This window comes from Streptomyces sp. NPDC052496, assembly GCF_040679095.1.
Taxonomy (GTDB): domain Bacteria; phylum Actinomycetota; class Actinomycetes; order Streptomycetales; family Streptomycetaceae; genus Streptomyces.
The window spans coordinates 17,878-38,958 of the sequence record NZ_JBFAUH010000007.1; the positions used below are offsets into that span (position 1 = coordinate 17,878).

The following is a 21,081-nucleotide window of genomic DNA, read 5'->3' on the forward strand; positions in this document are numbered from 1 at the left end:
GAGCGGCACGGAGGCCGGGCCGGGCGGCCGTCAGCCGGCGCGGACGGCGGGCGCGCCGGGCCGGGTCACGATCCCCGGCCCGGCCCCGGTGCCGCCCGGGTACCCGGCGCGCGCCTTGGCCTCCGCCGCGTACGTGTCGACGTACTCCTGCTCGGACAGCTTCAGCAGGGCGTACATGATCTCGTCGGTGACGGCCCGCAGCACCAGGCGCTGGTCGGCCAGCCCGGCGTAGCGGGAGAAGTCCAGCGGCTCCCCGAAGCGGATGGTGATCGGGACGACGCGCGGCAGCCGGCGGCCGGCCGGCTGGGCCTCGAACGTCCCGATCATCGCGCAGGGCACCACCGGCGCTCCCGTACGCAGCGCCATCTCCGCCACGCCGGTCTTTCCCTTGTACATCCGGCCGTCGTGCGAGCGCGTGCCCTCGGGGTAGATGCCGAGCAGGTCGCCGCCGCGCAGCACCCGGACGCCTTCCTCGACGGCGGCCTGGCCCGCGCTGCGCCCGGAACGGTCCACCGGGATCTGCCCGCAGGCGCGGAAGAAGGCCGCCGTCAGCCGCCCTTTGACGCCCCGTCCGGTGAAGTACTCCTGCTTGCACAGGAAGGTGATCCGGCGCTTGACCGTCGCCGGCATCAGGAAGCTGTCGCAGAAGGAGAGGTGGTTCCCGGCGATGATGGCGGCGCCGGACGCGGGCAGGTTCTCCAGTCCCTCGACACGGGGGCGGAACAGGCACCGCAGCAGCGGCACCAGGACGATGGATTTGAACAAGTGATAGAACATGTAACTGATCCCCTCCCCAGAGTGATCCCCCCGCGTCGGGGGACGGTAGTGCCGCTCCGGTTCCGGAGGGAGAGGGCCTATTGAGCCATCGTCAGGCCGGCGGGTCCTGGGTCACTGGTTCGCGGGGGTCTCGTCCGCGAAGACCTTGGTCACGACGCGGCCGTCCTCGGTCAGGTAACCGTGCAGCATCCCCTCGCTGCTGTGCGGGGCGTCGAAGACGCCCTGGGCGTTCAGCGCGATCACGCCGCCCGTACCGCCCAGCTTCGGCAGCCGCTCGACCAGCACCTCGTACGCGGCGCGCGCCAGGTCCCGTCCGCCGAACTCGATGAGGTTCGAGATCGTGCCGGTGGCGGCGCCCCGGAGGAACACCTCGCCGGCTCCCGTGGCGCTGGCGGCGACGGTGGCGTTCTTGGCGTACGTGCCCGCGCCGACGACGGGCGAGTCGCCGACCCGGCCGGTCATCTTGTTCGTCAGCCCGCCGGTGGAGGTCGCCGCCGCCAGGTTGCGTCCCCGGTCGACGGCCACCGCGCCCACCGTGCCCTGCGTCAGGGTCTCCGCGGAGCCCTTCGCGCGCCCCTTGGCCCGCAGCAGTTCCTGCCAGCGCTTCTCGGTCCAGTAATAGTCCTGGGTCACGGTCGGCAGGCCGCTGCGGGCCGCGAAGTCGTCGGCGCCCTCGCCCGCCAGCATCACGTGCCTGGTCCTCTCCATGACCAGCCGCGCCGCGGAGACGGGGTTGCGTACGTTGCGGACCCCGGCGACGGCCCCGGCCGCCAGGTCGGAACCGCGCATCACCGACGCGTCCAGCTCGTGGCCCGCGTCCTCGGTGAACACCGCGCCCTTGCCCGCGTTGAACAGCGGATCGTCCTCCAGCCCGCGCACCGCGGCCTCCACCGCCGCCACACTGCTGCCGCCCTCGGCCAGGACCTGCTGTCCGGCGCGCAACGCCTCCGCCAGCCCGTCGCGGTACGCCTTCTCCTGGGCCGGGGTGGTGTCCTCGCGCTTCAGGGCGGTGCCCGCGCCGCCGTGCACGGCGATCACGACGTGCCGGGCGTCGGGCCGCGGCTTGCCGCCGGCGGCCGGTCCCCCGGCGCGCCCGGCCGCGGGTTCCGCCGCCCTGGGGCGGTCTGCGGAGACCGCGCTGCCGGGCACGATGGCCAGCAGCGCCGCCACGGACAGCGCGCCGGCGCTCACGCGGGTCAGTCGCCGTACCGAGTTCCTGGCCATGGGCTCACTCCCTTGGACGGGGGATCAGGCGTCGGCACGATATCGCGCGCCTGCCGAGCGGAAGCCGTCATGATCCGGACAGCCGGACAGCGCGCGCCGGGCCGCCCGTTCCGGGTACGGGGAGGACGGCCCGGCCCCTGTTCACCCGGCCCGGCAGGTGCTCACACGGTGCGGATGCCGGGGTCGCTCACCCCGGCCGTGCCGTTCTCCACGTGCCCGGCGAACCGGCGCAGGAACGTGCGGTCCGCGTCGCACACCACGCTCACGTCGTACCAGCGCCTGCCGGCCCGCAGGTCCACGGTGTGGGTCAGCCGCTGCCCCGGACGCACGGTGATCGTGTGGGAGGCGCCGCCGTACGCGTTGGTGACCGTGAGGGTGCGGGCGCCGTCGCCCGCGTTGGCCAGGACCAGGTCGAGGTTGCCGGTGGCCCCGTTGTGCCGCGCCGTCACCTCGGGCCCCGCCGTCCTCCCCGGCCCCCGGAAGGTGCGCAGGAAGCCGTTCGGGCCGAACACCGAGAGGTCGTACGTGCCCTGCGAGTACGCCGTGTTCCAGCTGTCGGAGTCCGCCGTGCCGCGCTCGGTGGTGTACGTCCACGGACCGTCGCCGCGGTTGGGCGCCGTCACGTAGAACTGCGCGCCGGCGGCGTCCCCGCCGCTGAAGGTCAGACGGTACTTCCCGGCCGCGGGGTCGGCGGCGCCGTCCACGTACGGCGCGTAGGGCAGCGGCCGGGTGGGGCGGGTGCCGCGCTCCTGCCGGGGCAGGCGGCCGGCGGCGGGCGGCTCGGGGTGGAAGTCGGCGGGCTCCGGGTGGACCGGCGTGTAGCCGCCGGTGTCCGGCAGGGTGCCCGGCCGCCCCGTACGGCTGAAGTCGAAGGCGGAGGTCAGGTCGCCGCAGACGGTGCGCCGCCACTTCGAGATGTGCGGCTCGGTCACGCCGAAGCGGCGTTCCATGAAGCGGATGATCGAGGTGTGGTCGAAGGTCTCGGAGCAGACGTACCCGCCGGTGCTCCAGGGGGAGACGACGAGCATCGGCACGCGCTGGCCCAGGCCGTAGGGGCCGGCCTGGAATCCGCCGCCGCCGGGGTAGAGCTCCAGTTCGGTGGAGACGGTGGACCGGCCCTGGCGTGCGTCGGCGGGCGGGTAGGGCGGGACGACGTGGTCGAAGAAGCCGTCGTTCTCGTCGTAGGTGATGAACAGCGCCGTCCTGGCCCAGACCTTCGGGTCGGAGGTCAGCACGTCCAGCACCTTGGAGATGTACCAGGCGCCGTAATTGGCGGGCCAGCTCGGGTGCTCGGTGTACGCCTCGGGACAGGCGATCCAGGAGATCTTCGGCAGCCGGCCGTTCTTGACGTCGGCCCGCAGATCGTCCAGGAGCTGTCCGCCGCCCTTCACGTCGGAGCCGCGCCGGGCCTTCTCGTAGAGCGGGTCGCCGGGCTTCGCGTTGCGGAAGGTGTTGAAGTAGAGCAGGGAGTTGTCGCCGTAGTTGCCCCGGTAGCGGTCCTTGATCCACCCCCAGCCGCCGGCCGCGTCCAGGCCGTCGCCGATGTCCTGGTAGATCTTCCAGGACACCCCCTTCGCCTCCAGCCGCTCGGGGTAGGTGGTCCAGGTGTACCCCCGCTCGTCGTTGTCCAGGACCGGGCCGCTGGGGTCCTCGACGCCCTTGCCGTCGTTGCCCGTGTAGCCGGTCCACATGTAGTAGCGGTTCGGGTCGGTGGAGCCGATGAAGGAGCAGTGGTAGGCGTCGCAGACGGTGAAGGTGTCGGCGAGCGCGAAGTGGAACGGGATGTCCTTGCGGGCGAGGTGCGCCATGGTCGTGGACGTCTTGGCCGGGATCCACCGGTCGTAGCGGCCGTTGTTGAACGCCTGGTGGCTGCCGTTCCAGTCGTGGTTGAGGTCCTCGATGAAGGTGAGCCCGAGGTAGTCGTCCTTCACCTGGGGCCGGAACGGCAGCACCTCCTTGCCCTTGCCGTCGCTCTGGTGCCAGACCGGCTTGCCGCTGGGCAGCGTCACCGGCCGCGGGTCGCCGAAGCCCCGTACCCCGCGCAGGGTGCCGAAGTAGTGGTCGAAGGACCGGTTCTCCTGCATCAGTACGACGATGTGCTCGACGTCCTCGATGGAGCCGGTGCGGCGGTCGGCGGGGATCGCGGCGGCACGGGCGATGCTCTGCGACAGCGCGGAGAACGCGGTGGCGCCGCCGGTGAGTTGCAGGAACCGCCGCCGGTTGAGTTCTGGCATGGCTGGAATGACCCCTTGGGATGGGAGGATACGGGCGCGTCTGGAGTGTCCAAGAGGAACGAGGCCGGGGGAAGACGCCATGACGCCCCGGTGAAAAGTCACCAGCTGCGACGTGAACAGGTCGGGGGTGCCCCCGCGTTGCCGCCGCGCCGGGCATACCGTGCCCCGCCTCCCATACCGGTCGGCCGCTGTCCGAGCCGGACAGTTGGCGACGTGTCGGGCCGAAACCGCACCGGACGGCACCCCTCTGCCGCGCGGGCATATGCCAATTGCATACCACTCATTTTTCGCCGCCGCATGATCGACCGATTTCACCGTCAATGTCGCGCACGCCGCCGATGCGGAATCAGGTAATTCCGATCACCAGTTTCGAACCGAGTTGCTGCTGAGTAGGGTGTGGCACTGCCGGTGGAACTGGGGGAACAGTGCGTACCGGTTGATTTCGGCATGGCTGAAAATGCGCTGGTGGCCGACCTCACCGACAGAACGGCAGGAGCGGCAGGGGACATGACCGCTGGGTTATTCGAGGGGCAGTACGTGTGGCATCCGGCAGCCGATGATCTCCAGCTCGCCCGGGCCTGCGTGGACATCCGGGCGGGCCGCTACTTCGGCGCGCGCGAAATCCTGCGGGAGGCCCGCGGGGACCACGGCGTACGCGCCCACCGCTCCCTGGTGCTGGCCTCGGAGGCGGCCGACTCGGACCTGGCGGAACGCTGGCTGGCCGAGGAACCCGGCCGGGAAGCCGCCCTGCTGTGGGCGCGGGTCGCGGTCCTGCGGGCGGTCCGCGCGGCCGACGGCGGCGACCGCCGGGCCGAGGCGCTCGGCCGGATCGCGGTGGCCGCCTGCGACCGGGCCGCCGAGGCGGCCCCCGACGACCCCACCCCGTGGTCGGCCAAACTGACCCTGGCACGCCTCCAGCAGCCCCGCGACCCCGCTCCGCAGGGGCTGCTCACCGCGCCGCCCGGGCCCTGGCGGCTCTTCTCCCACATCCTGCGGCTCGACCCCTGGAACCGCGAGGGCCACCACCGCTTCCTGTCGTTCTTCTTCCCGCGGTACGGGGGCGAGACGAACGCGTCCTGGGACGTCGCCGCGTTCCTCAGCCAGCGGGCACCGGCCTCCTCGCCGCTGCGGCTGCTGCCGCTGGTGGCCCTGGTGGACGGCTACAACCCGGACTCGCTCCTGGCGGAACGCACCTGGGAGCAGCCGCAGTGGAAGGCGACCGCCCTGAGCGTCTACCGCAACTGGCTGCCGCACGTGGCCGGTTACCGCTTCACACCGGTGCTGGACCTCGCCTACCTGGCGCACGCACTGCACATGGCGCAGTGCTCCTTCGAGGCGCGGGCGGTCTTCACGGCCATGGGCCCGTACGCCTCCCGTATGCCGTGGAGTGTCTTCGGCGACCCCGAGGAGCAGCTGAACAAGGCGAGACGCGCCTGCGGTCTCCCGGTGCCCGATGCTCCCTGACCCACCACCCGCCGGTTCCCGGACGGCGCCGCCCGCCGGTTCCGCGGCGCGCCGTCCCTCCCCCGTTCCCCGGCCTGCCGGACGTGGCCTCCCCCGGCCCCGGCACGCCCCGAAGACAGGTGCCGACACCGCGTATCGACGCTCCGCGCCGATGTCTTCCTGTCCCCCACCAGAAAGGTTGCGGTTGTGTCCGATCCCGTGTCCCCCGCCCGTGCGAGAACCCGCCGCGCCGCGGATCCCGTCACCCTCGACGACGACGCGACGCTGCACGCCATGGGCTACCCGCGGAAACTGACCCGGCGGTTCCGCGCGTTCGACAATTTCGCCATCTCTTTCACCATCATCAACATCCTGTCCGGGATCTTCTCCTCCTTCGGGTTCGGCATGAACGCCGGCGGGCCGGTGATCCTGGTCTTCGGCTGGATCGCCGTCGCCGCGATGGTGCTGTTCGTCGGCGCCTCGATGGCGGAGATCGCCTCGGCGTACCCGACCAGCGGCGCGCTGTACTTCTCGGCCGGGAAGCTGGCCAAGCGGCACCGCGGGGCCTGGTCCTGGTACACGGGCTGGCTCAACTTCGTGGGCCAGGTCGGCGGTACGGCCGCCACCGGTTACGCGGCGGCCACCTTCATCCAGGCGTTCATCGCCATGCAGTGGCCGTCCTACGAGGCCACCCCGCAGCGGGCGGTCCTGATCACCGCGGCGATCCTGTTCGTCCAGGCGCTCGCCAACACCTTCACCGTGCAGCTGGTCGCGGTGCTGAATCGTATCTCCGTGTGGTGGCTGCTGATCGGGCTGGTCGTCATCGTCGCCGCGCTGGTCGCGCTGCCCTCGCACCACCAGTCCCCGTCGTTCGTGACGCACTTCGTCAACAACACCGGCTTCACCAACGGCCTGTACGGCGCGATGCTCGGCCTGCTCGTCACGAGCTGGACGTTCACCGGGTTCGACGGCAGCTTCCACATGTCCGAGGAGACGGTGCGGGCCACCGTCAACGCGCCCAAGGGCATCATGCGCGCCATCGGCTACTCCGCGGTCGCCGGCCTGGTGCTGATGCTCGCGCTGGTCTTCGCGATCCGCGACTACGCGGGCGCGGCGAGCGCCGAGGCGCCGCCGGTGCAGATCCTCATCGACGCGCTCGGCACGGGCACCGCCAAGTTCCTGCTGCTGATCGTGATCGGCGCGATGCTGTTCTGCGGTCTGGCCAACATGACCAGCAACACCCGGCAGATCTTCGCCTTCTCGCGGGACGGCGCGATGCCCGGCTCCCGGTGGTGGCACTCGGTCTCCTCGCGCACCCGTACGCCCGTCAAGGCGGTCTGGCTGGCCGCGGCGTGCTCCCTGGTCCTCGTCATACCGGGCTGGTGGTCGCACACCGCGTTCACCGCCGTCGTCAGCGTCAATGTCGTCGGGCTCTTCCTCGCCTACGCGGTGCCGATCTTCCTGCGGCTGCGGCTGGACACGTTCCAGCCAGGGCCGTGGAACCTGGGGCGGTACGGCAAGCTGGTCGCGGCGGTCGCGGTGACCTGGATCGTGATCAGCAGTGTGCTGTTCATGCTGCCGCAGGCCTCGCCGATCACCGCGGAATCGTTCAACTACGCGCCGATCGCGCTGGGCGTGGTGCTCGTCATCGCTACGGTGTGGTGGTTCGCCACCGCCCGGCGGCGCTTCCAGGGGCCGGTCAGCTACGGCCGGCCCGACGAAGTGGCCGCCATGGACCTGATCTGACGGACACCCCGCCGCCCCGCTGCCCGCACGGCAGCGGGGCCCGACAGCCAAGGACGTGCACCAGGTATGACCACCCCCGGTGAGATCCCGCACCAGAACGCCACCGACGACACCACGGCCGCCGCCACCGCCACCGCCACGATCACCGCGGGGCCGGACGCCCCGGCCGGTGAGTTCACCGTGCGCCCCGCCACCCTGGAGGAGTGGCGCGAGGTGGCCCGGTGGGCCGCCGACGAGGGCTGGAACCCCGGCCTCGTCGACACCGACTGCTTCCACGCCACCGACCCGGACGGCTTCTTCATCGGCCTCCTCGACGGGCGGCTCGTCTCGTCGGTCTCCGTGGTGAACTACTCCCCGGAGTACGCGTTCCTGGGCTACTACCTGGTGCACCCGGACTTCCGCGGCCGCGGCCTCGGCCTGGCGACCTGGCGCGCCGCCGTTCCGCACGCCGGTGACCGGACCATCGGCCTGGACGCGGTCCCGGAGCAGGAGGCCACGTACCGGCGCTCCGGCTTCCGCACCGCCTACCGGACCACGCGCTACCGCGGCCGCCCCGTGCGGCCCGGCACACCCGCGGTGCCGGTCGTGCCGGTCACCGCCGGCCACCTGGACGAGCTGGCCGCGTACGACCGGCAGTGCTTCCCGGCCGGCCGGCGGGCGTTCCTCTCCCGCTGGCTCACCGCCGCGGGCCACCACGCGTACGCGCAGATACGGGACGGGCGCGTCGCGGGGTACGGCGTGCTGCGCCCGGCCCGCGACGGGTACCGCCTCGGCCCGCTCTTCGCCGACACCTCCCGGGGCGCCGAGGCCCTCTTCGACGCGCTGACCGCGCACCTCGGCCCGGACGACACGGTCCACGTCGACATTCCCGACCCGCACCACAGCGCACGTTCCCTGGCCCTGTCCCGGGGGCTGGCCCCGGACTCCCACACCCTGCGCATGTACACGGGCCCGGCCCCCGCGGTCCGCCCGGAGCGCGGCTACGCGGTCACCAGCCTGGAACTGGGCTGAGACGCGCGGAAGAGCCCACCGGTACGTCCCCGCCGCCGCGTGGCGGCTGACCACAGACAGCCGAACCGCCGTACGCAAGACTCGTGTTCACGCGACGTCAGTACCCTCGCTGGGAAAGATGATGACCGCGGGTCGGGTGAGGTACGGGAGGCTTCGATGGGTGCGGACGCGGCGGCGTTCTCCCGGCTGGGGGCAAGGTACCGGGCGGAGTTGCAGGTGCACTGCTACCGGCTGCTGGGCTCGCTGGAGGAGTCCGGTGAGCTGGTGCCGGAGGCGCTGTCCCGGGCCTGGCACGAGCGGGAGTCCTTCGCCGGGCAGGCGACGTTCCGTACGTGGCTGTACCGGGTCGCGACCCAGGTGTGCCTGGACCGCCTGGCCTCCCGGCCGGGTGCCCCGCCGGCGCCCGCGCCGTCCTCGGTGCAGCCGTGTCCCGACACGTTGCTGGAGCAAGTGACCGGTGAGGTGGTGACCGAGGAGACGATCGGGCTGGCGTTCGTGGCGGCGCTCCAGTCGCTGCCGCCGCGTCCGCGGGCCGTGCTCGTCCTGCGGGACGTGCTGGGCTGGCCGGCGCGGGAGACGGCCGCGGCGCTGGGGGTCAGTGTGGCGGCGGTGAACAGTGCGTTGCAGCGGGCCCGGCCGAGGGTGCGGGACCGGCTCCCGGGCCGGAGGGCTTCGGGGCCGGCGGGCCCTGACGGGGCCGCGGTCCTCCGGCGCTACACGGAGGCGCTGGAAGAGGGGGACGAGCGGGCCCTCACCGCCGTCCTGGGGGAACGGCCGCACCCCCGGCCCCCGGGCCTCCGCTGTGTGCCCACCTGGATGAACCGGCAGCCCGCCGCAGCGCTCTACACCCGGGGCGCGGACGAGGACGCCCACCGTCCGCACGCACTCGAAGTGCTCCGCGTCGAGGACGGCCGTATCGCGGAGATCACCGTTTTCGGCCCCGGCCTGTTCGCCGTCGTGGGCCTGCCCGCCGCTCTGTAAGGACGTGGAATGAAGAACAACAGCACCGCCGGTCTGCTCGCGGCCCTCGACGAGGAGCGCCGGGCTTCCGGTACGGCCGACCCGGACAGCGGGGTCGTGCGGGAGACCGCTCCGGACGGGTCGGAGTGCCGGATCGTCTTCGCGCGGTGCACGGAGCAGGACGCCGGCTCCGTGCTGCGCGCGGAGACCGCCCGGGCCGACGCCCTCGGTCACGTGCTGGAGTGGAAGCTGTACGGCCATGACGTCCCGGCCGGTATGGGCAGCCGGCTGCGCGCCGCCGGGTTCGTGCCGGAGGAGGAGGAGAAGGTGCTGGTGCTGCCGGTGAGCGAGGGGGCGGCAGCGGCGTTCGAGGCTCCGGCGTACGACATCCGCCGGGCCGGGGACGCGCGGGGTCTGGACGACGTCGCCGAGATCTCCCGGGACCTGGGGCGCCGCAACGTCGAGGAGGAGCGGCGCAGGCTGGAGCTGAGCCTGCGGGACGCTCCCGGGGAGATGAGTGTCCACGTCGCTTACGTGGACGGGGTGCCGGCGGCGTGCGGGCGGGTGTACTACCGGCCCGGCGGTGCTTTCGCCGAGCTGGCCGGCGGGCGGACCCGGCCGGCGTACCGGAAGCGAGGGCTGTTCACCGCGCTGGTCGCCGCCCGGCTGCGGGAGGCGGTTGCGCGCGGCCGTACCCATGCGGTCGTGGACGCGCTGCCCACGTCCGAACCCACCCTGACCAAGCGGGGGTTCGTGTGCGTGACGACCACGCGGCCGTTCGTGTACGAGCCCGGGGCGCGGGCGGAGTAGGCGGGCGGGGCGGCGTCGGTGGTCAGCCGCTCGCCGAGGGGGCGGTGGCGGCGTGTGCCGGACGGCCGTCGGTCTCGGCGTCCCAGCCTTCGGCGGTGACGCGGGCGAGCAGCGGGCCGGTCACGGCGGTGGGCACGGTGAGCCGGACCGCCAGGTCGCCGGGCGGCCCGTCGGTGGGGCGCACTTCGGCGTCCTCGGGGCCGACGCCCAGTTCGGCGGTGGCGGTCAGCAGCCGGGAGAGTTCGCCGGGGCGGTCGGCGATCCGCACGCGTACGGACGCGGGGTGCGGCGTACGGCCCGGGTGGCCGGCGGGCAGTTCCTCCAGTCCGGCGATGCCCCGGTCCAGGAGGTCCACGACCGTGTCCAGGCTCCGCGCGCTCCGCCGGCCGGGTCCGGCCAGGTCGCGCAGGGCGGTGAGGAGTTCGGCGAGGTCGGCCTGGAGGCCGGTCAGGACGCCGGCCACCGCACCGGCGTTGGCCTGGAGGATGTCGCTCCAGAGCCGGGAGTCGCCGCCTGCGATCCGGGTGACGTCGCGCAGGCCCTGGCCCGCCAGCCGTGTCGCCTGGGGCGGGCCGTCGCCGAGCCGGGCCGCCATCAGGCTGGACACCACGTGCGGCACGTGGGAGGTGAGCGCCACCGCGTCGTCGTGCGCCTTGCTCTGCATGACCAGCGGTACGGCTCCGCAGAGCCCGATCAGGGAGAGCGCGCGGTCCAGGGCCGTCCGGGAGGTGAGCCGGGACGGGGTGAGCACCCAGACGCGGTCCTGGAAGAGGTCCACGCGGGCCGCGAGGGGGCCGGAGCGTTCGCGGCCGGCGAGCGGGTGGCCGCCGATGTAGCGGGTGGGGTCGGGCGCCTGGGCCAGGACGGCCCGTTCCGGCTCGTACTTCACGCTGGCGACGTCGGTGTACGTGCTGGCCAGTCCGCGTGCCTGCTGCTGGGCGAGGACGGTGGCGACGAGGCTGGGCGGTACGGCGATCACGGCCAGGTCGGCCGGTTCGGGCGGCGGTCCCGGTGTGCCGGCGCCCAGCGCGGCGGCGGTCCGTACGGCGGACGCGTCGCTGTCCTGGAGGTACACCGTGACGCCCTGGCGGGCGGCCGCGAGGGCCAGGGAGGTGCCGATCAGTCCGGTGCCGACGACGGCGAGGGTGCGGATCACCGGGCACCGCCGTTGGCGCGCAGCCGTTCGGTGATGAGCGCGGCGAGCCGGTCGAGGCCCTGCTCGATGCGTTCGGGGGTCAGGGTGCTGATGGACAGCCGGAGCTGGCGGGACTGCGCGGACGCGCCGTAGAAGTGGTGCATCGGGGTGAACAGCACGCCGTGGTGGCGGGCCGCGTGCTCCAGGAAGGCGTCGGTGACGGTGAACGGCACGTTCAGCACGACGAAGAACCCGCCGGTCGGTTCGTTCCACGTGACGCCGGGGCAGTCGGCGAAGCGCCGGGCCAGTCCGGCCAGCACCTGGCGGAGGTTGCGCCGGTAGACGTCCGTCTCACGGCGGTTGGCCTCGACCATGCTGCAACCGTGCCGGAGCAGTTTGCCGCCGATGACCGCCTGGGCGATCGGTGAGGTGTTGACGGTGAGCATGCTCTTGATCTTCGACAGTTCGTCGGCGAGGAGGCGGTCGCCGCCGTCGCCGGTCACCCGCTGGTCGGCGACCACGTACCCGACCCGGGCCCCGGGGACGCCGGTCTTGGCGAACGAGCCCAGGTAGACGACGCGGCGGCCACGGTCCAGGGACTTGAGGGTCGGGGGCCGTTCGGCGGAGGTGTGGAAGACGCCGTACGCGTTGTCCTCCAGCAGCAGCAGGTCCTCGCGCTCGGCGATCTCCAGCAGGCGGTGCCGCTCGGCCGTCGTCATGCTGGCGCCCACCGGGTTGGCGAAGTCGGGCGTCACGTAACAGGCGCGCACCCGCCGGCCCTCGGCCCGCGCGCGGTGCAGCTGGGTGAGCAGATCGTCCAGGTCGATGCCGTGCTCCCCGGTGTGCACCGGCAGCACGGGCAGGTCGGCGAGGAGCGCGGCGCCGGTCAGGCCGACGTAGGCGGGCCGAGGTGCGAGCAGCGCGTCGCTGCTGTCGGCGCGCAGCGCGCGCAGCACGAGGAACATCGCCTCCTGGCAGCCGACCGTGACGACCACGGACCCGTCGGCGGCCTCGATGCCCTCGTCCACGGCCAGGCCCCGCGCGATCAGCGGCGCGATGATCCCTTTCGTCTCGCCGTACTGGTACAGGGTCCGCGCGATGTCCGCTTCCGTCATCCGGCGCTCGGTACGCAGGTGTTCGCAGAAGATCTCCAGATATTCATGCACCTGAGCCGCGTCATAAAACCCCTCGTACGGCCGTCCCGCCGCGAAAGAGATCGCTTCCGGATACTCGTCGGCGATCTGATTCAGAAGATTCATGGACTCCATAGCGGCGTCGGCCAGCGACGCGTGCAGTGTCGCGGCATTCAGCTCGGCGGCGGCGATTTCCGGTTGCATGATTTCCATGGCTGCCTTCGGTCGGTACGGAAGGGGTACGGCGTGCGCCCGCGGGCCGCGCCGCACCTCAGCATCCCCCAGGCCCGGAGCGGCAGCAACGGTTCCGGCGGGCACCTACGGGGCCATGGTGATATCGCGCCGGACCGAGCCGGCGGTGCCGCAATTCTTGACAGGTGCGACAGCGGTAGGGCCGGTGTAATGTCGGGGACCACCGAAATTGTTCGCCTTCCGCTGTCCGGCGGCAGTGGCGAACTCACGAAGAGGTCCACGGATTAGGCCGGGCCGGTCACCGGCGCCGGTCGTGCGGCAGGTAATCCGTCCACTCCGGTAGGCGAGACGGCTCGACGAGCCGCGCCGAGATCATTCCTTCAAACGGGGACTCTCATGACAGTTTCGAATGACACAGCGGCCACTGCTGCTGTCAGCGACCTCGCGATCGACTACGTCGAGATGTACGTGGCGGACCTGGACGCGGCGGCGTTCGCCTGGGTCGACCGGTACGCGTTCACCGTCGTCGGCACCGGCGGTTCCACCGAGCACCGCAGTATCGCCCTGCGGCACGGCACGATCACCCTGGTGCTCACCATGGCGACCTCCGACCGGCACCCGGCGTCGGTGTACGTCCTGGCGCACGGCGACGGCGTCGCGGACATCGCGCTGCGCACCGCCGACGTCGAGGGGGCGTTCGCACACGCGGTGGCGGGCGGCGCCCAGCCGCTGCGTGAGCCTGCCCGGCACGGGCCCGGCGGCGGCGTCACGGCCACCGTCAGCGGCTTCGGCGACGTGGTGCACACGCTGGTGCAGCGCGCCCCGGAGGAGGGCCCCGGGCTGCCGGCCGGCTTCGTGCCGACGCTCAAGTCCCGGCAGCCGGTGCCCAGTGAGGTGGGGCTGCTCGAACTGGACCACATCGCGGTGTGCCTGAACAACGGCGACCTCGACGCGACCGTCGCGTACTACCAGCGGGCCCTCGGCTTCCAGGAGATCTTCGAGGAGCACATCGTCGTCGGCGCGCAGGCGATGGACTCCAAGGTCGTGCAGAGCCCCACCGGCCGGGTCACCCTGACCCTGATCGAGCCGGACACCACGGCCGACCCGGGGCAGATCGACGACTTCCTGAAGAGCCACCACGGGGCCGGGGTCCAGCATCTCGCGTTCTCCTGTGACGACGCCGTGCACGCGGTGCGTACCCTCGCCGGCCGCGGCGTGGAGTTCCTCAGCTCCCCCGCCGCGTACTACGACCTGCTGGGCCAGCGGATCGCGCTCAGCGACCACAGCCTGGACGACCTGCGCTCGACCGGTCTGCTGGCGGACCAGGACCACGGCGGTCAGCTGTTCCAGATCTTCACCGCCTCCACCCACCCGCGCCGCACGATCTTCTACGAGATCATCGAGCGGCAGGGCGCGGAGACCTTCGGCAGCTCCAACATCAAGGCGCTGTACGAGGCCGTGGAGCTGGAGAAGAAGGGCCAGCGTGTCCTGTGAGGACCCGGCGCCCGGCGGTGCCGCGGCGGCGGACACGCTCCTGTCCCTGGAGGACGTCGAGCGTGCCGCCGCCGCGGTGCTGCCCGCCGGGGTGCGGGACTTCGTCGCGGGCGGCAGCGGGCGCGAGCGCACCCTCGCCGCCAACCGGGAGGCGTTCGACCGGGTCTTCGTGCGGCCGCGGGTGCTGCGGGACGTCTCGCGGTGCACGACCGGCGCCGAGCTGCTGGGCCGCCCGGCACGGATGCCGGTGGCGGTGGCGCCGGTCGCGTACCAGCGGCTGGTGCACCCCGACGGTGAACTGGCGGCGGCCCGGGCGGCGCGGGCCGCGGGCGTGCCGTTCACGGTGAGCACGCTGAGCACCGTGCCGGTGGAGGAGATCACCGCGCTCGGCGGCCGGGTCTGGTTCCAGCTGTACTGGCTGCGCGAGCCCGGCCGCGCCCTGGAGCTGGCGCGGCGCGCGGCGGACGCCGGCTGCGAGGCGCTGATGCTGACGGTCGACGTGCCGTGGATGGGGCGGCGACTGCGCGACGTACGCAACGAGTTCGCGCTGCCGGAGCGGGTGCGGGCGGTCCACCTGGAGGGTGGCCGCGCCTCGGCCGCCCACCGGCGTGCTGCCGGGGCCTCGGCGGTGGCCGTGCACACCGGCCAGGAGTTCTCCTCGGCCCTGACCTGGGCGCAGGTGGCGGAGCTGCGGGCGCACACCCGGCTGCCGCTGCTGCTCAAGGGGGTGCTGGCGGCCGAGGACGCGGTGCGGGCGGCGGAGTTCGGCGTCGACGCGGTCGTGGTGTCCAACCATGGAGGTCGTCAGTTGGACAGCGCCCTGCCGAGCGTCGAGGCGCTGCCGGAGATCGCCGAGGCGGTCGGCGGGAGCTGCGAGGTGCTGCTGGACAGCGGCGTCCGCTCGGGTACGGACGTGCTGAAGGCGCTGGCGCTGGGCGCGTCCGGGGTCCTCGTCGGGCGCCCGCCGGTGTGGGGCCTGGCGGCGGCCGGGGAGGCGGGCGTGCACCGGGTGCTGGGCCTGCTGGCCGCCGAACTCGCCGACGCGCTGGGGCTGGCGGGCTGCACCACGGTCGAGGAAGCGCGGCGGCTGCGTACGGTGCGGAGCTGGGCGGCGGCCGGGCCCGGGCCCTGCGCGGAGCGGGGCGGTGCCCTTCGGGTGCGGGCCGGCGGGCCGTAGCGCCTGCGGGCCCGGGGCGACACGAAAGCTCCTGGTGGTCGGGTTCCTCAAAACCCTGACCGCCAGGAGCTTCTTCGTGGTGTCCGCCGGCGTCGCCGTGCCGGGCCCGGTCGCGCTACGCGCCGGGCGCTTCCCTCTCCCTCTCGTGCACCGCGATGGCACCTGCCGGGCACCGCAGGGCCGCCGTACGGACCTTCGCCGCCAGCTCCGCGGGCGGTGTCGCGTCGGTGAGCCGCACCGTGCCGTCCTCCTCGGACTGGTCGAAGACCGCGGGCACCAGCAGCTTGCACATGCCGGACGCGGCGCAGATCTCCGGATCCACCCGTACCTCGACCATCGTGTTCTCCTCATTTCCGGGGTGTCCGGGCGCCGCGCGCCCTGCTGGATCCCGGCCGTCACCAGGCGACCGGGAGGCGCTCCAGGCCGTAGGCGATGGAGTTGGTCTTGTGCGGCACCTCTTCCGCGGGCACGGCCAGCCGCAGGTCCGGGAAGCGGCGCCACAGGGCCAGGTAGGCGGTGCGCAGTTCCATCCGGCCGAGCGCGGCGCCGATGCAGTGGTGGATGCCGTGCCCGAAGGCGATGTGCGGCAGCGGGTCGCGTTCGACGTCGAACCGGTCGACGTCGGGGCCCAGCGCCGGGTCGCGGTTGGCCATCGGGATCGAGCAGACGACCTCCTCCCCCGCCTTGATGAGCTGCCCGGCCACGACCACGTCCTCGACGGCGGTGCGCGGGGTCGGCGCGTGTGCCACGGACAGGAAGCGCAGCAGTTCGTCGACCACGCGGTCCACGTTGTTCTCGGGGTCCGCGAGGAACACGGCGAGCTGGTCCGGGTGTTCCAGGAGGGCCAGCACGCCGAGGCTGATCATGCCGGTGACGTTGTCGAGGCCGGCCAGCACCATCAGGCCGCAGATGCCGAGCAGTTCCTCGTCGTCGAAGTTGTCGCCGTGGTCGCGGATGAGCTGGCCGATGAACCCCTCGTCGGGGTCCTTGCGCTGCCGTTTGACCAGCGCGCGCAGGTACCCGGAGGTGTACGCCTGGGCGGCGGCCCGGTCCTTGCGGCTGCGGTCCTGCTCCAGCTGCCACTGGTGCTTGACCAGGAACTCGCGCCGGTCGTCGCGGGGCACGCCGAGCAGTTCGCACAGTACGGCGCCGGAGATCGGGCTCGCGTACAGCTCGACCAGGTCGGCGGGCTGCCCGGCCCGTTCCATGGCGTCCAGGCAGCGTTCCGCGATCTGCTCGGTCACCGGCTTGAGCCGCTGGATGCGGCGCACCGTGAACTCCGGTGTGAGCATCTTGCGGAGCCGGGTGTGCTCGGGCTGGTCGTAGTCCATCAGGTGGCCGGACATCTCCTGCGGACGGTGCTTGCTGCCGCCGCGGACGGTCCGGGCGCGGAACCGGCGCTGGTTGCTGAAGCGGACGTGGTCGCCCATCACCTGCCGGACCGCTTCGTACCCCAGGGCCATCCAGAGGGGTTCGGTCGCGGCACCGGGCGCGGGGGCCACCTCCTCCCTGATGATCGCCCCTTCGGCGCGCTGGCGGCGGATGTCGTCGGACGGGCCGAAACCCGCCCTGCGGGCGTGGTCGAACTGGTGCTGGGTCTCCTCCGGCATTGCGTCTCCTACCATTCGACGGGCAAGGATTCCAGGGCGTACTGACGTGACCGGGCGGGCCGGAAGCGGACCTGCTCCGGCGGCACGGCCAGCCGCAGGCCGGGGAAGCGGCGCAGCAGTGCCGGGAAGGCGATGCGCAGCTCCATCCTGGCCAGGGGGGCGCCGAGGCAGTGGTGGATGCCGTGCCCGAAGGCCATGTGCGGGGCGGGTTCCCGGGTGATGTCGAAGCGGTCCGCGGGCTCGCCGGGGGCCGGCACCCGGTTCGCGGCCAGGAGCGAACAGGCCACGCTCTCCCCGGCCTTGATCCGCTGCCCGCCGATGGTGACGTCCTCCAGCGCGGTGCGGGGCGAGGCGGTGTGGATGACGGTGAGGTAGCGCAGCACCTCCTCCACGGCCCGGTCGGTCAGTTCGGGGTGCTCGCGCCAGAGGGCGAGCTGGTCCGGGTGTTCCAGGAGCAGCAGGGTGCCCAGGCCGATGATGCTGGCGACCTGTTCGAAGCCGGCGGCCATCACCGTCGCGCCGATGCCCGCCAGTTCGGCGTCGGAGACGGCGGTGCCCTGTTCGCGGACCAGGTTGCCGAGCATGTCCTCGCCGGGGTCGCGGCGCCGGCGCTCCGCGAGCTGTCCCATGTAGGCCCAGTACGCCTTGCCGGCGGCCAGCTGCTGTTCCTGGGTGCGGCCGACGTCACGGGTGACGTCGAGGTAGCGCGCCAGTTCCGTCTGGTCGTCCCGGGGCACGCCGAGCAGCTCGCAGCTGACGAGCCCCGGGATCGGCCAGGCGAAGTACCGTACGAGGTCAGCGGGACGCCCGATCCGCTCCATCGTGTCCAGGCAGTCGGTGACGATCTCCTCGACGCGGGGCTCCAGCCGGCGCATCCGCCGCACCGTGTACTCGGCCGTGAGCAGTTTGCGCAGCCGGGTGTGGTCGGGCGGGTCGTACTGGAGGAGGTTTCCCGCCTGCACCAGGCTCTGCGCGTCCTCCTCGCTGTCGGCGGGCGGCCGGGTGCTGAACCGTTCGGCGTCGGAGAGCACCGCCCGGACCTCGGCGTGTCCGGTGGCCACCCAGCCGAGCTGCCGGGAGGGGCCGATGGTCACGTCGGTCTCGACCAGGGGGGTCTCCCTGGCCATCCGGACGAGTTCGGGCACCGGGTCGAAGCGGTCCCTGCGGTAGTGGGCGGGAATCTCGGGTGTCTCGGGCATCCGCGGATCCTTTCCTTCCTGGGGGTCAGCCGCCGCTGGCGGGGAGCCAGTACATGCCGTCGGGGGACGAGACGAGTCCGCCGGGGAGGAGGGGGGTCTCCGGTTCCGCGTCGGCGCCCAGCAGGGCCCGCATCTGCACCTGCGAGCCTTCCCGGGTCACCTGGCTGACCACGGAGGACTTGAACAGCGGCAGCATGCTGCCGTCGTCGCTGTGGGCCAGCTGGTCCACGGCGCCCGCGAACTCCGCCGAGTCGGCCCGCAGCCGCTCCGCCATCGCGTCGGCGTCGGAGAGCGCCGCCTCCCCCGACGAGACGCCGCCGACCAGGTCGACGAACGCCTCCATCTCGGACCGCGCGTGGTGGGTGACCTTCTTGGCCTGCCAGAAGTAGGACTGCTCGCTGTGGTGCATCTCGTAGAACGAGAGCAGGAACTCGTAGAAGACGCTGTACTCGCGCCGGTAGCGGGCCTCGAACTCCCGCATCGCCACGGTCTCGTCGACCAGCCCGGCCAGCGCGCTGTTGATGCTGCGGGCGGCCAGCAGGCCGCTGTAGGTCGCCAGGTGCACGCCGGAGGAGAACACCGGGTCCACGAAGCACGCCGCGTCGCCCACCAGCACCATGCCGGGGCGGGCGAACGTCGTCTGGTGGTACGAGTAGTCCTTGCGCACCCGCAGTTCGCCGTACTGGCCGTCGGTGACCCGCGTGGCGCCGGACAGGTACTCCGATATCAGGGGGCACTCGGCTATCAGTGCCGTCAGGGCCCGCTCGCGGTCTCCCTGGACCTTGTCCGCCAGCTCGCGCCGGACCACCGCGCCCACGCTGGTCAGGGTGGGGCTGAGCGGGATGTACCAGAACCAGCCGCTGTCGAAGGCGACCGAGAGGATGTTGCCGGAGTTGGGCTCGGGCAGCCGTTTGCCGCCCTCGAAGTAGCCGAACAGGGCGAGGCTGCGGAAGAACTCCGAGTACTTCCGCTCGCCGCCCACCCGCTGGAACAGCCGGCTCTTGTTGCCCGAGGCGTCGACCACGTACGTCCCGTACGCCTCGCGCTCCACCCCGTCGGCGCCGGTGTAGCGCACGCCCCGTACCCGCTCGTCGTCCGCGACGACGTCCGCGACGGCGCACCCCTCGCGCACCACCGCGCCGGACCGGCCGGCGTGCCGCAGCAGGATCTCGTCGAACTTCGAGCGTTCCACCTGGTACGCGTAGGAGGTGGGCCCCGCCATCCGCTCCGAGACGGAGAAGGAGAACGTCCACGGCTCGGGCGTCGCGCCCCAGCGGAAGGTGCCGCCCCGCTTGCGCGTGAACCCCGCCGCCGCCAGGTCGTCGGCGACCCCCGTCAGCCGGCACACCCCGTGCACCGTCGACGGCAGCAGCGACTCGCCTATCTGGTAGCGGGGGAAGAACTCCTTCTCCAGCACCAGCACCCGGTGCCCCTGGCGCGCCACCAGCGCGGCCAGCGTCGAGCCGGCCGGCCCGCCGCCGACGACCACCACGTCGAACGTCTCAGAGCGAGCGGAGTTCCCTGCGTTCGCTGAATTCGCCACGGCCCTCTCCCCCATTCTCGGGCGGAATGTTTCTGCACATCGGGCGCAGATCACCTGTCCGCCTGCTATTCGATTGTTAATTTCCGCTGAGAACCCGTCAAGGAAGGTGATTTGACAGCGGGGTCCGGTGTACTGCGCCGCCCGATCAGGGACAGCAGTGGCCCGGTCATAAAGGTGGTGATCAGCGCCATCAGCACCAGTACGGTGAAGAGATCGGGCCCGATGACGCCGGCTTCCAGTGCCACGTTCAGTACGATCAATTCGGTGAGGCCCCGGGTGTTGACCAGGGCGGCCACCAGCGCCGAGCGGTGCGGGTCCAGCCGGCTCAGGCGCGCCGCCGTGTAGGCCGGGACGAGTTTCCCGACGGTGGCGACGCCCACGATCAGCAGCAGCAGGAGCCCGGCGGACCCGTTCAACGAGCCGATGTTGAACGACAGGCCGGTGGTGACGAAGAACAGCGGCAGCAGCAGGCCGGCGCTCTGCTCCATGGGGCGCAGCACGTCGGCGTCGGGTACGCCGTCACGGCGGGGCATGGTCAGGCCGGCCAGCAGGCCGCCGAAGACGGGGTGCAGGCCCAGCGACGCGGTGACCCAGGCGCTGCCGAGGGCGAGCGCCAGGGCGACGGTGACCTGGTTGGCCGGCAGCGCTCTGGAGCGCCGCAGCCACCGGCCGAGCACCGGGCGCACCACCAGGAACATGCCGGCCACGAACACGGCGAGCAGCAGCAGCGTCAGGGCCCAGGGCTGCCCCGTCCCGTGGCCGGTGCCGACCAGGGCCGCGGCGAGCACCAGCCACGCCGCCACGTCCATGAACCCGGCGGCGGTGGTCGCCACCGTCCCCGCGGGCGTGCCCGCCAGGCCGCGTTCCCGGACGATGGCGACCAGGACCGGCAGCGCGGTGATCGAGGCGGCCACCGCCATGAAGAGCAGGAAGGAGCGGCCGCCCGCGTGCCGCGGGTCGACCGCCTCGTAGACGCCGGGCAGCAGCTGTACCGATCCGGCGCTCAGCCCTGCGGGCACCAGCAGCCCGAACAGGGCCACCGTCGCCGCCGCCCGGCCGCCGTGGCGCAGCTGGCGCGGGTCGATCTCGTAGCCCGCCACGAACATGAACAGCACGATGGCGACCTGGGACAGCACCGTCAGGAACGGCAGGATCTCCGGCGGGAACAGGTGTGCCGTCGGGTTCCCCGGGAGCCGGCCCAGCAGGGTCGGGCCCAGCGCGATGCCTGCCACGATCTGGCCGATGACGGCCGGCTGGCCGATCCGGCGGGCCGCCGCCCCCAGCAGCCAGGAGACGACGACGATCAGTGCGACGTCGCCGATGACCACGGTGACGACCGTTTCCGTATTCACTTCGCAAGCCTCCCCCGCAGGGGCGGCCCGGATTCAGGCCG

17 protein-coding genes are annotated in these 21,081 nt (G+C 72.5%); 7 read left to right on the plus strand and 10 right to left on the minus strand.

What is annotated here, in order from left to right; all coding sequences use genetic code 11:
- Positions 1 to 30: 30 nt before the first annotated feature.
- From AB0L45_RS11775 to AB0L45_RS11785, 3 genes are all read right to left on the minus strand, one after another.
- A complete protein-coding gene (locus AB0L45_RS11775; protein ID WP_365838629.1) occupies positions 31 to 777 on the minus strand; it encodes a lysophospholipid acyltransferase family protein in 747 nt (248 codons plus the stop codon).
- Positions 778 to 888: 111 nt separating this feature from the next.
- Positions 889 to 2,001 (minus strand): isoaspartyl peptidase/L-asparaginase, encoded by a 1,113-nt coding sequence (locus AB0L45_RS11780; protein WP_365838631.1) that lies wholly within the window; start codon positions 1,999 to 2,001, stop codon positions 889 to 891.
- Between the two features lie 161 nt (positions 2,002 to 2,162).
- Positions 2,163 to 4,235: a phosphocholine-specific phospholipase C gene (locus AB0L45_RS11785; RefSeq protein WP_365838633.1), complete on the minus strand. Its 2,073-nt coding sequence runs from the start codon at positions 4,233 to 4,235 to the stop codon at positions 2,163 to 2,165.
- Between the two features lie 507 nt (positions 4,236 to 4,742).
- On the opposite strand from AB0L45_RS11785, the gene AB0L45_RS11790 reads away from it, so the two are divergent.
- The 5 genes from AB0L45_RS11790 (at position 4,743) to AB0L45_RS11810 (ending at position 10,205) form a co-directional block, all read left to right on the plus strand.
- Positions 4,743 to 5,699, plus strand: coding sequence for a hypothetical protein (locus AB0L45_RS11790; RefSeq protein ID WP_365838635.1), 957 nt, complete (start codon positions 4,743 to 4,745; stop codon positions 5,697 to 5,699).
- Positions 5,700 to 5,972: 273 nt separating this feature from the next.
- The gene (locus tag AB0L45_RS11795) at positions 5,973 to 7,424 is read left to right on the plus strand and encodes an amino acid permease (protein ID WP_365839025.1); all 1,452 of its coding nucleotides are present in this window, start codon (positions 5,973 to 5,975) and stop codon (positions 7,422 to 7,424) included.
- Between the two features lie 66 nt (positions 7,425 to 7,490).
- On the plus strand, positions 7,491 to 8,435 hold the full coding sequence (locus AB0L45_RS11800) for a GNAT family N-acetyltransferase (RefSeq protein WP_365838637.1): 945 nt from the start codon (positions 7,491 to 7,493) through the stop codon (positions 8,433 to 8,435).
- 156 nt (positions 8,436 to 8,591) lie between these two features.
- Positions 8,592 to 9,416 (plus strand): sigma-70 family RNA polymerase sigma factor, encoded by an 825-nt coding sequence (locus tag AB0L45_RS11805; RefSeq protein ID WP_365838639.1) that lies wholly within the window; start codon positions 8,592 to 8,594, stop codon positions 9,414 to 9,416.
- A gap of 9 nt (positions 9,417 to 9,425) precedes the next feature.
- The gene (locus tag AB0L45_RS11810; RefSeq protein WP_365838641.1) at positions 9,426 to 10,205 is read left to right on the plus strand and encodes a GNAT family N-acetyltransferase; all 780 of its coding nucleotides are present in this window, start codon (positions 9,426 to 9,428) and stop codon (positions 10,203 to 10,205) included.
- Positions 10,206 to 10,227: 22 nt separating this feature from the next.
- Here the strand turns inward: AB0L45_RS11810 and AB0L45_RS11815 are convergent, their stop codons facing one another.
- Both AB0L45_RS11815 and AB0L45_RS11820 read right to left on the minus strand, forming a co-directional pair.
- Positions 10,228 to 11,361, minus strand: a complete 1,134-nt coding sequence (locus AB0L45_RS11815) for a prephenate dehydrogenase (RefSeq protein WP_365838643.1) — start codon at positions 11,359 to 11,361, stop codon at positions 10,228 to 10,230.
- Positions 11,358 to 12,686, minus strand: a complete 1,329-nt coding sequence (locus AB0L45_RS11820; protein WP_365838645.1) for a PLP-dependent aminotransferase family protein — start codon at positions 12,684 to 12,686, stop codon at positions 11,358 to 11,360. Before AB0L45_RS11820 ends, AB0L45_RS11815 begins: the two co-directional genes overlap by 4 nt.
- Positions 12,687 to 13,061: 375 nt before the next feature.
- Here AB0L45_RS11820 and hppD point away from each other — a divergent pair, with 375 nt between their 5' ends.
- Both hppD and AB0L45_RS11830 read left to right on the plus strand, forming a co-directional pair.
- Positions 13,062 to 14,159 (plus strand): 4-hydroxyphenylpyruvate dioxygenase, encoded by a 1,098-nt coding sequence (hppD, locus tag AB0L45_RS11825; RefSeq protein WP_365838647.1) that lies wholly within the window; start codon positions 13,062 to 13,064, stop codon positions 14,157 to 14,159.
- Positions 14,149 to 15,336, plus strand: a complete 1,188-nt coding sequence (locus AB0L45_RS11830) for an alpha-hydroxy acid oxidase (RefSeq protein WP_365838649.1) — start codon at positions 14,149 to 14,151, stop codon at positions 15,334 to 15,336. Before hppD ends, AB0L45_RS11830 begins: the two co-directional genes overlap by 11 nt.
- Before the next feature lie 115 nt (positions 15,337 to 15,451).
- Here AB0L45_RS11830 and AB0L45_RS11835 read toward each other — a convergent pair whose 3' ends face one another.
- The 5 genes from AB0L45_RS11835 to AB0L45_RS11855 all read right to left on the minus strand — a co-directional run bounded on the left by AB0L45_RS11835 (position 15,452) and on the right by AB0L45_RS11855 (position 21,040).
- Entirely contained in the window at positions 15,452 to 15,673 is a 222-nt protein-coding gene (locus AB0L45_RS11835; RefSeq protein ID WP_365838651.1) for a ferredoxin, read from the minus strand.
- 58 nt (positions 15,674 to 15,731) lie between these two features.
- Positions 15,732 to 16,946, minus strand: a complete 1,215-nt coding sequence (locus tag AB0L45_RS11840; protein ID WP_365838653.1) for a cytochrome P450 — start codon at positions 16,944 to 16,946, stop codon at positions 15,732 to 15,734.
- Between the two features lie 8 nt (positions 16,947 to 16,954).
- On the minus strand, positions 16,955 to 18,145 hold the full coding sequence (locus tag AB0L45_RS11845) for a cytochrome P450 (RefSeq protein ID WP_365838655.1): 1,191 nt from the start codon (positions 18,143 to 18,145) through the stop codon (positions 16,955 to 16,957).
- Between the two features lie 25 nt (positions 18,146 to 18,170).
- The gene (locus tag AB0L45_RS11850) at positions 18,171 to 19,688 is read right to left on the minus strand and encodes a tryptophan 7-halogenase (RefSeq protein WP_365838657.1); all 1,518 of its coding nucleotides are present in this window, start codon (positions 19,686 to 19,688) and stop codon (positions 18,171 to 18,173) included.
- 65 nt (positions 19,689 to 19,753) lie between these two features.
- Positions 19,754 to 21,040, minus strand: coding sequence for a cation:proton antiporter (locus AB0L45_RS11855; protein WP_365838659.1), 1,287 nt, complete (start codon positions 21,038 to 21,040; stop codon positions 19,754 to 19,756).
- Positions 21,041 to 21,081: the final 41 nt, after the last annotated feature.

What these genes read in the sequence shown, in the direction of transcription:
- AB0L45_RS11810 (WP_365838641.1), top strand. Translation starts at nt 9,426, where the DNA reads ATGAAGAACAACAGCACCGCCGGTCTGCTCGCGGCCCTCGACGAGGAG.
- hppD (WP_365838647.1), top strand. Translation starts at nt 13,062, where the DNA reads ATGACAGTTTCGAATGACACAGCGGCCACTGCTGCTGTCAGCGACCTC.
- AB0L45_RS11795 (WP_365839025.1), top strand. Translation starts at nt 5,973, where the DNA reads ATGGGCTACCCGCGGAAACTGACCCGGCGGTTCCGCGCGTTCGACAAT.
- AB0L45_RS11820 (WP_365838645.1), bottom strand. Translation starts at nt 12,686, where the DNA reads ATGGAAATCATGCAACCGGAAATCGCCGCCGCCGAGCTGAATGCCGCG.
- AB0L45_RS11845 (WP_365838655.1), bottom strand. Translation starts at nt 18,145, where the DNA reads ATGCCCGAGACACCCGAGATTCCCGCCCACTACCGCAGGGACCGCTTC.
- AB0L45_RS11805 (WP_365838639.1), top strand. Translation starts at nt 8,592, where the DNA reads ATGGGTGCGGACGCGGCGGCGTTCTCCCGGCTGGGGGCAAGGTACCGG.
- AB0L45_RS11800 (WP_365838637.1), top strand. Translation starts at nt 7,491, where the DNA reads ATGACCACCCCCGGTGAGATCCCGCACCAGAACGCCACCGACGACACC.
- AB0L45_RS11780 (WP_365838631.1), bottom strand. Translation starts at nt 2,001, where the DNA reads ATGGCCAGGAACTCGGTACGGCGACTGACCCGCGTGAGCGCCGGCGCG.
- AB0L45_RS11840 (WP_365838653.1), bottom strand. Translation starts at nt 16,946, where the DNA reads ATGCCGGAGGAGACCCAGCACCAGTTCGACCACGCCCGCAGGGCGGGT.
- AB0L45_RS11785 (WP_365838633.1), bottom strand. Translation starts at nt 4,235, where the DNA reads ATGCCAGAACTCAACCGGCGGCGGTTCCTGCAACTCACCGGCGGCGCC.
- AB0L45_RS11835 (WP_365838651.1), bottom strand. Translation starts at nt 15,673, where the DNA reads ATGGTCGAGGTACGGGTGGATCCGGAGATCTGCGCCGCGTCCGGCATG.
- AB0L45_RS11790 (WP_365838635.1), top strand. Translation starts at nt 4,743, where the DNA reads ATGACCGCTGGGTTATTCGAGGGGCAGTACGTGTGGCATCCGGCAGCC.
- AB0L45_RS11775 (WP_365838629.1), bottom strand. Translation starts at nt 777, where the DNA reads ATGTTCTATCACTTGTTCAAATCCATCGTCCTGGTGCCGCTGCTGCGG.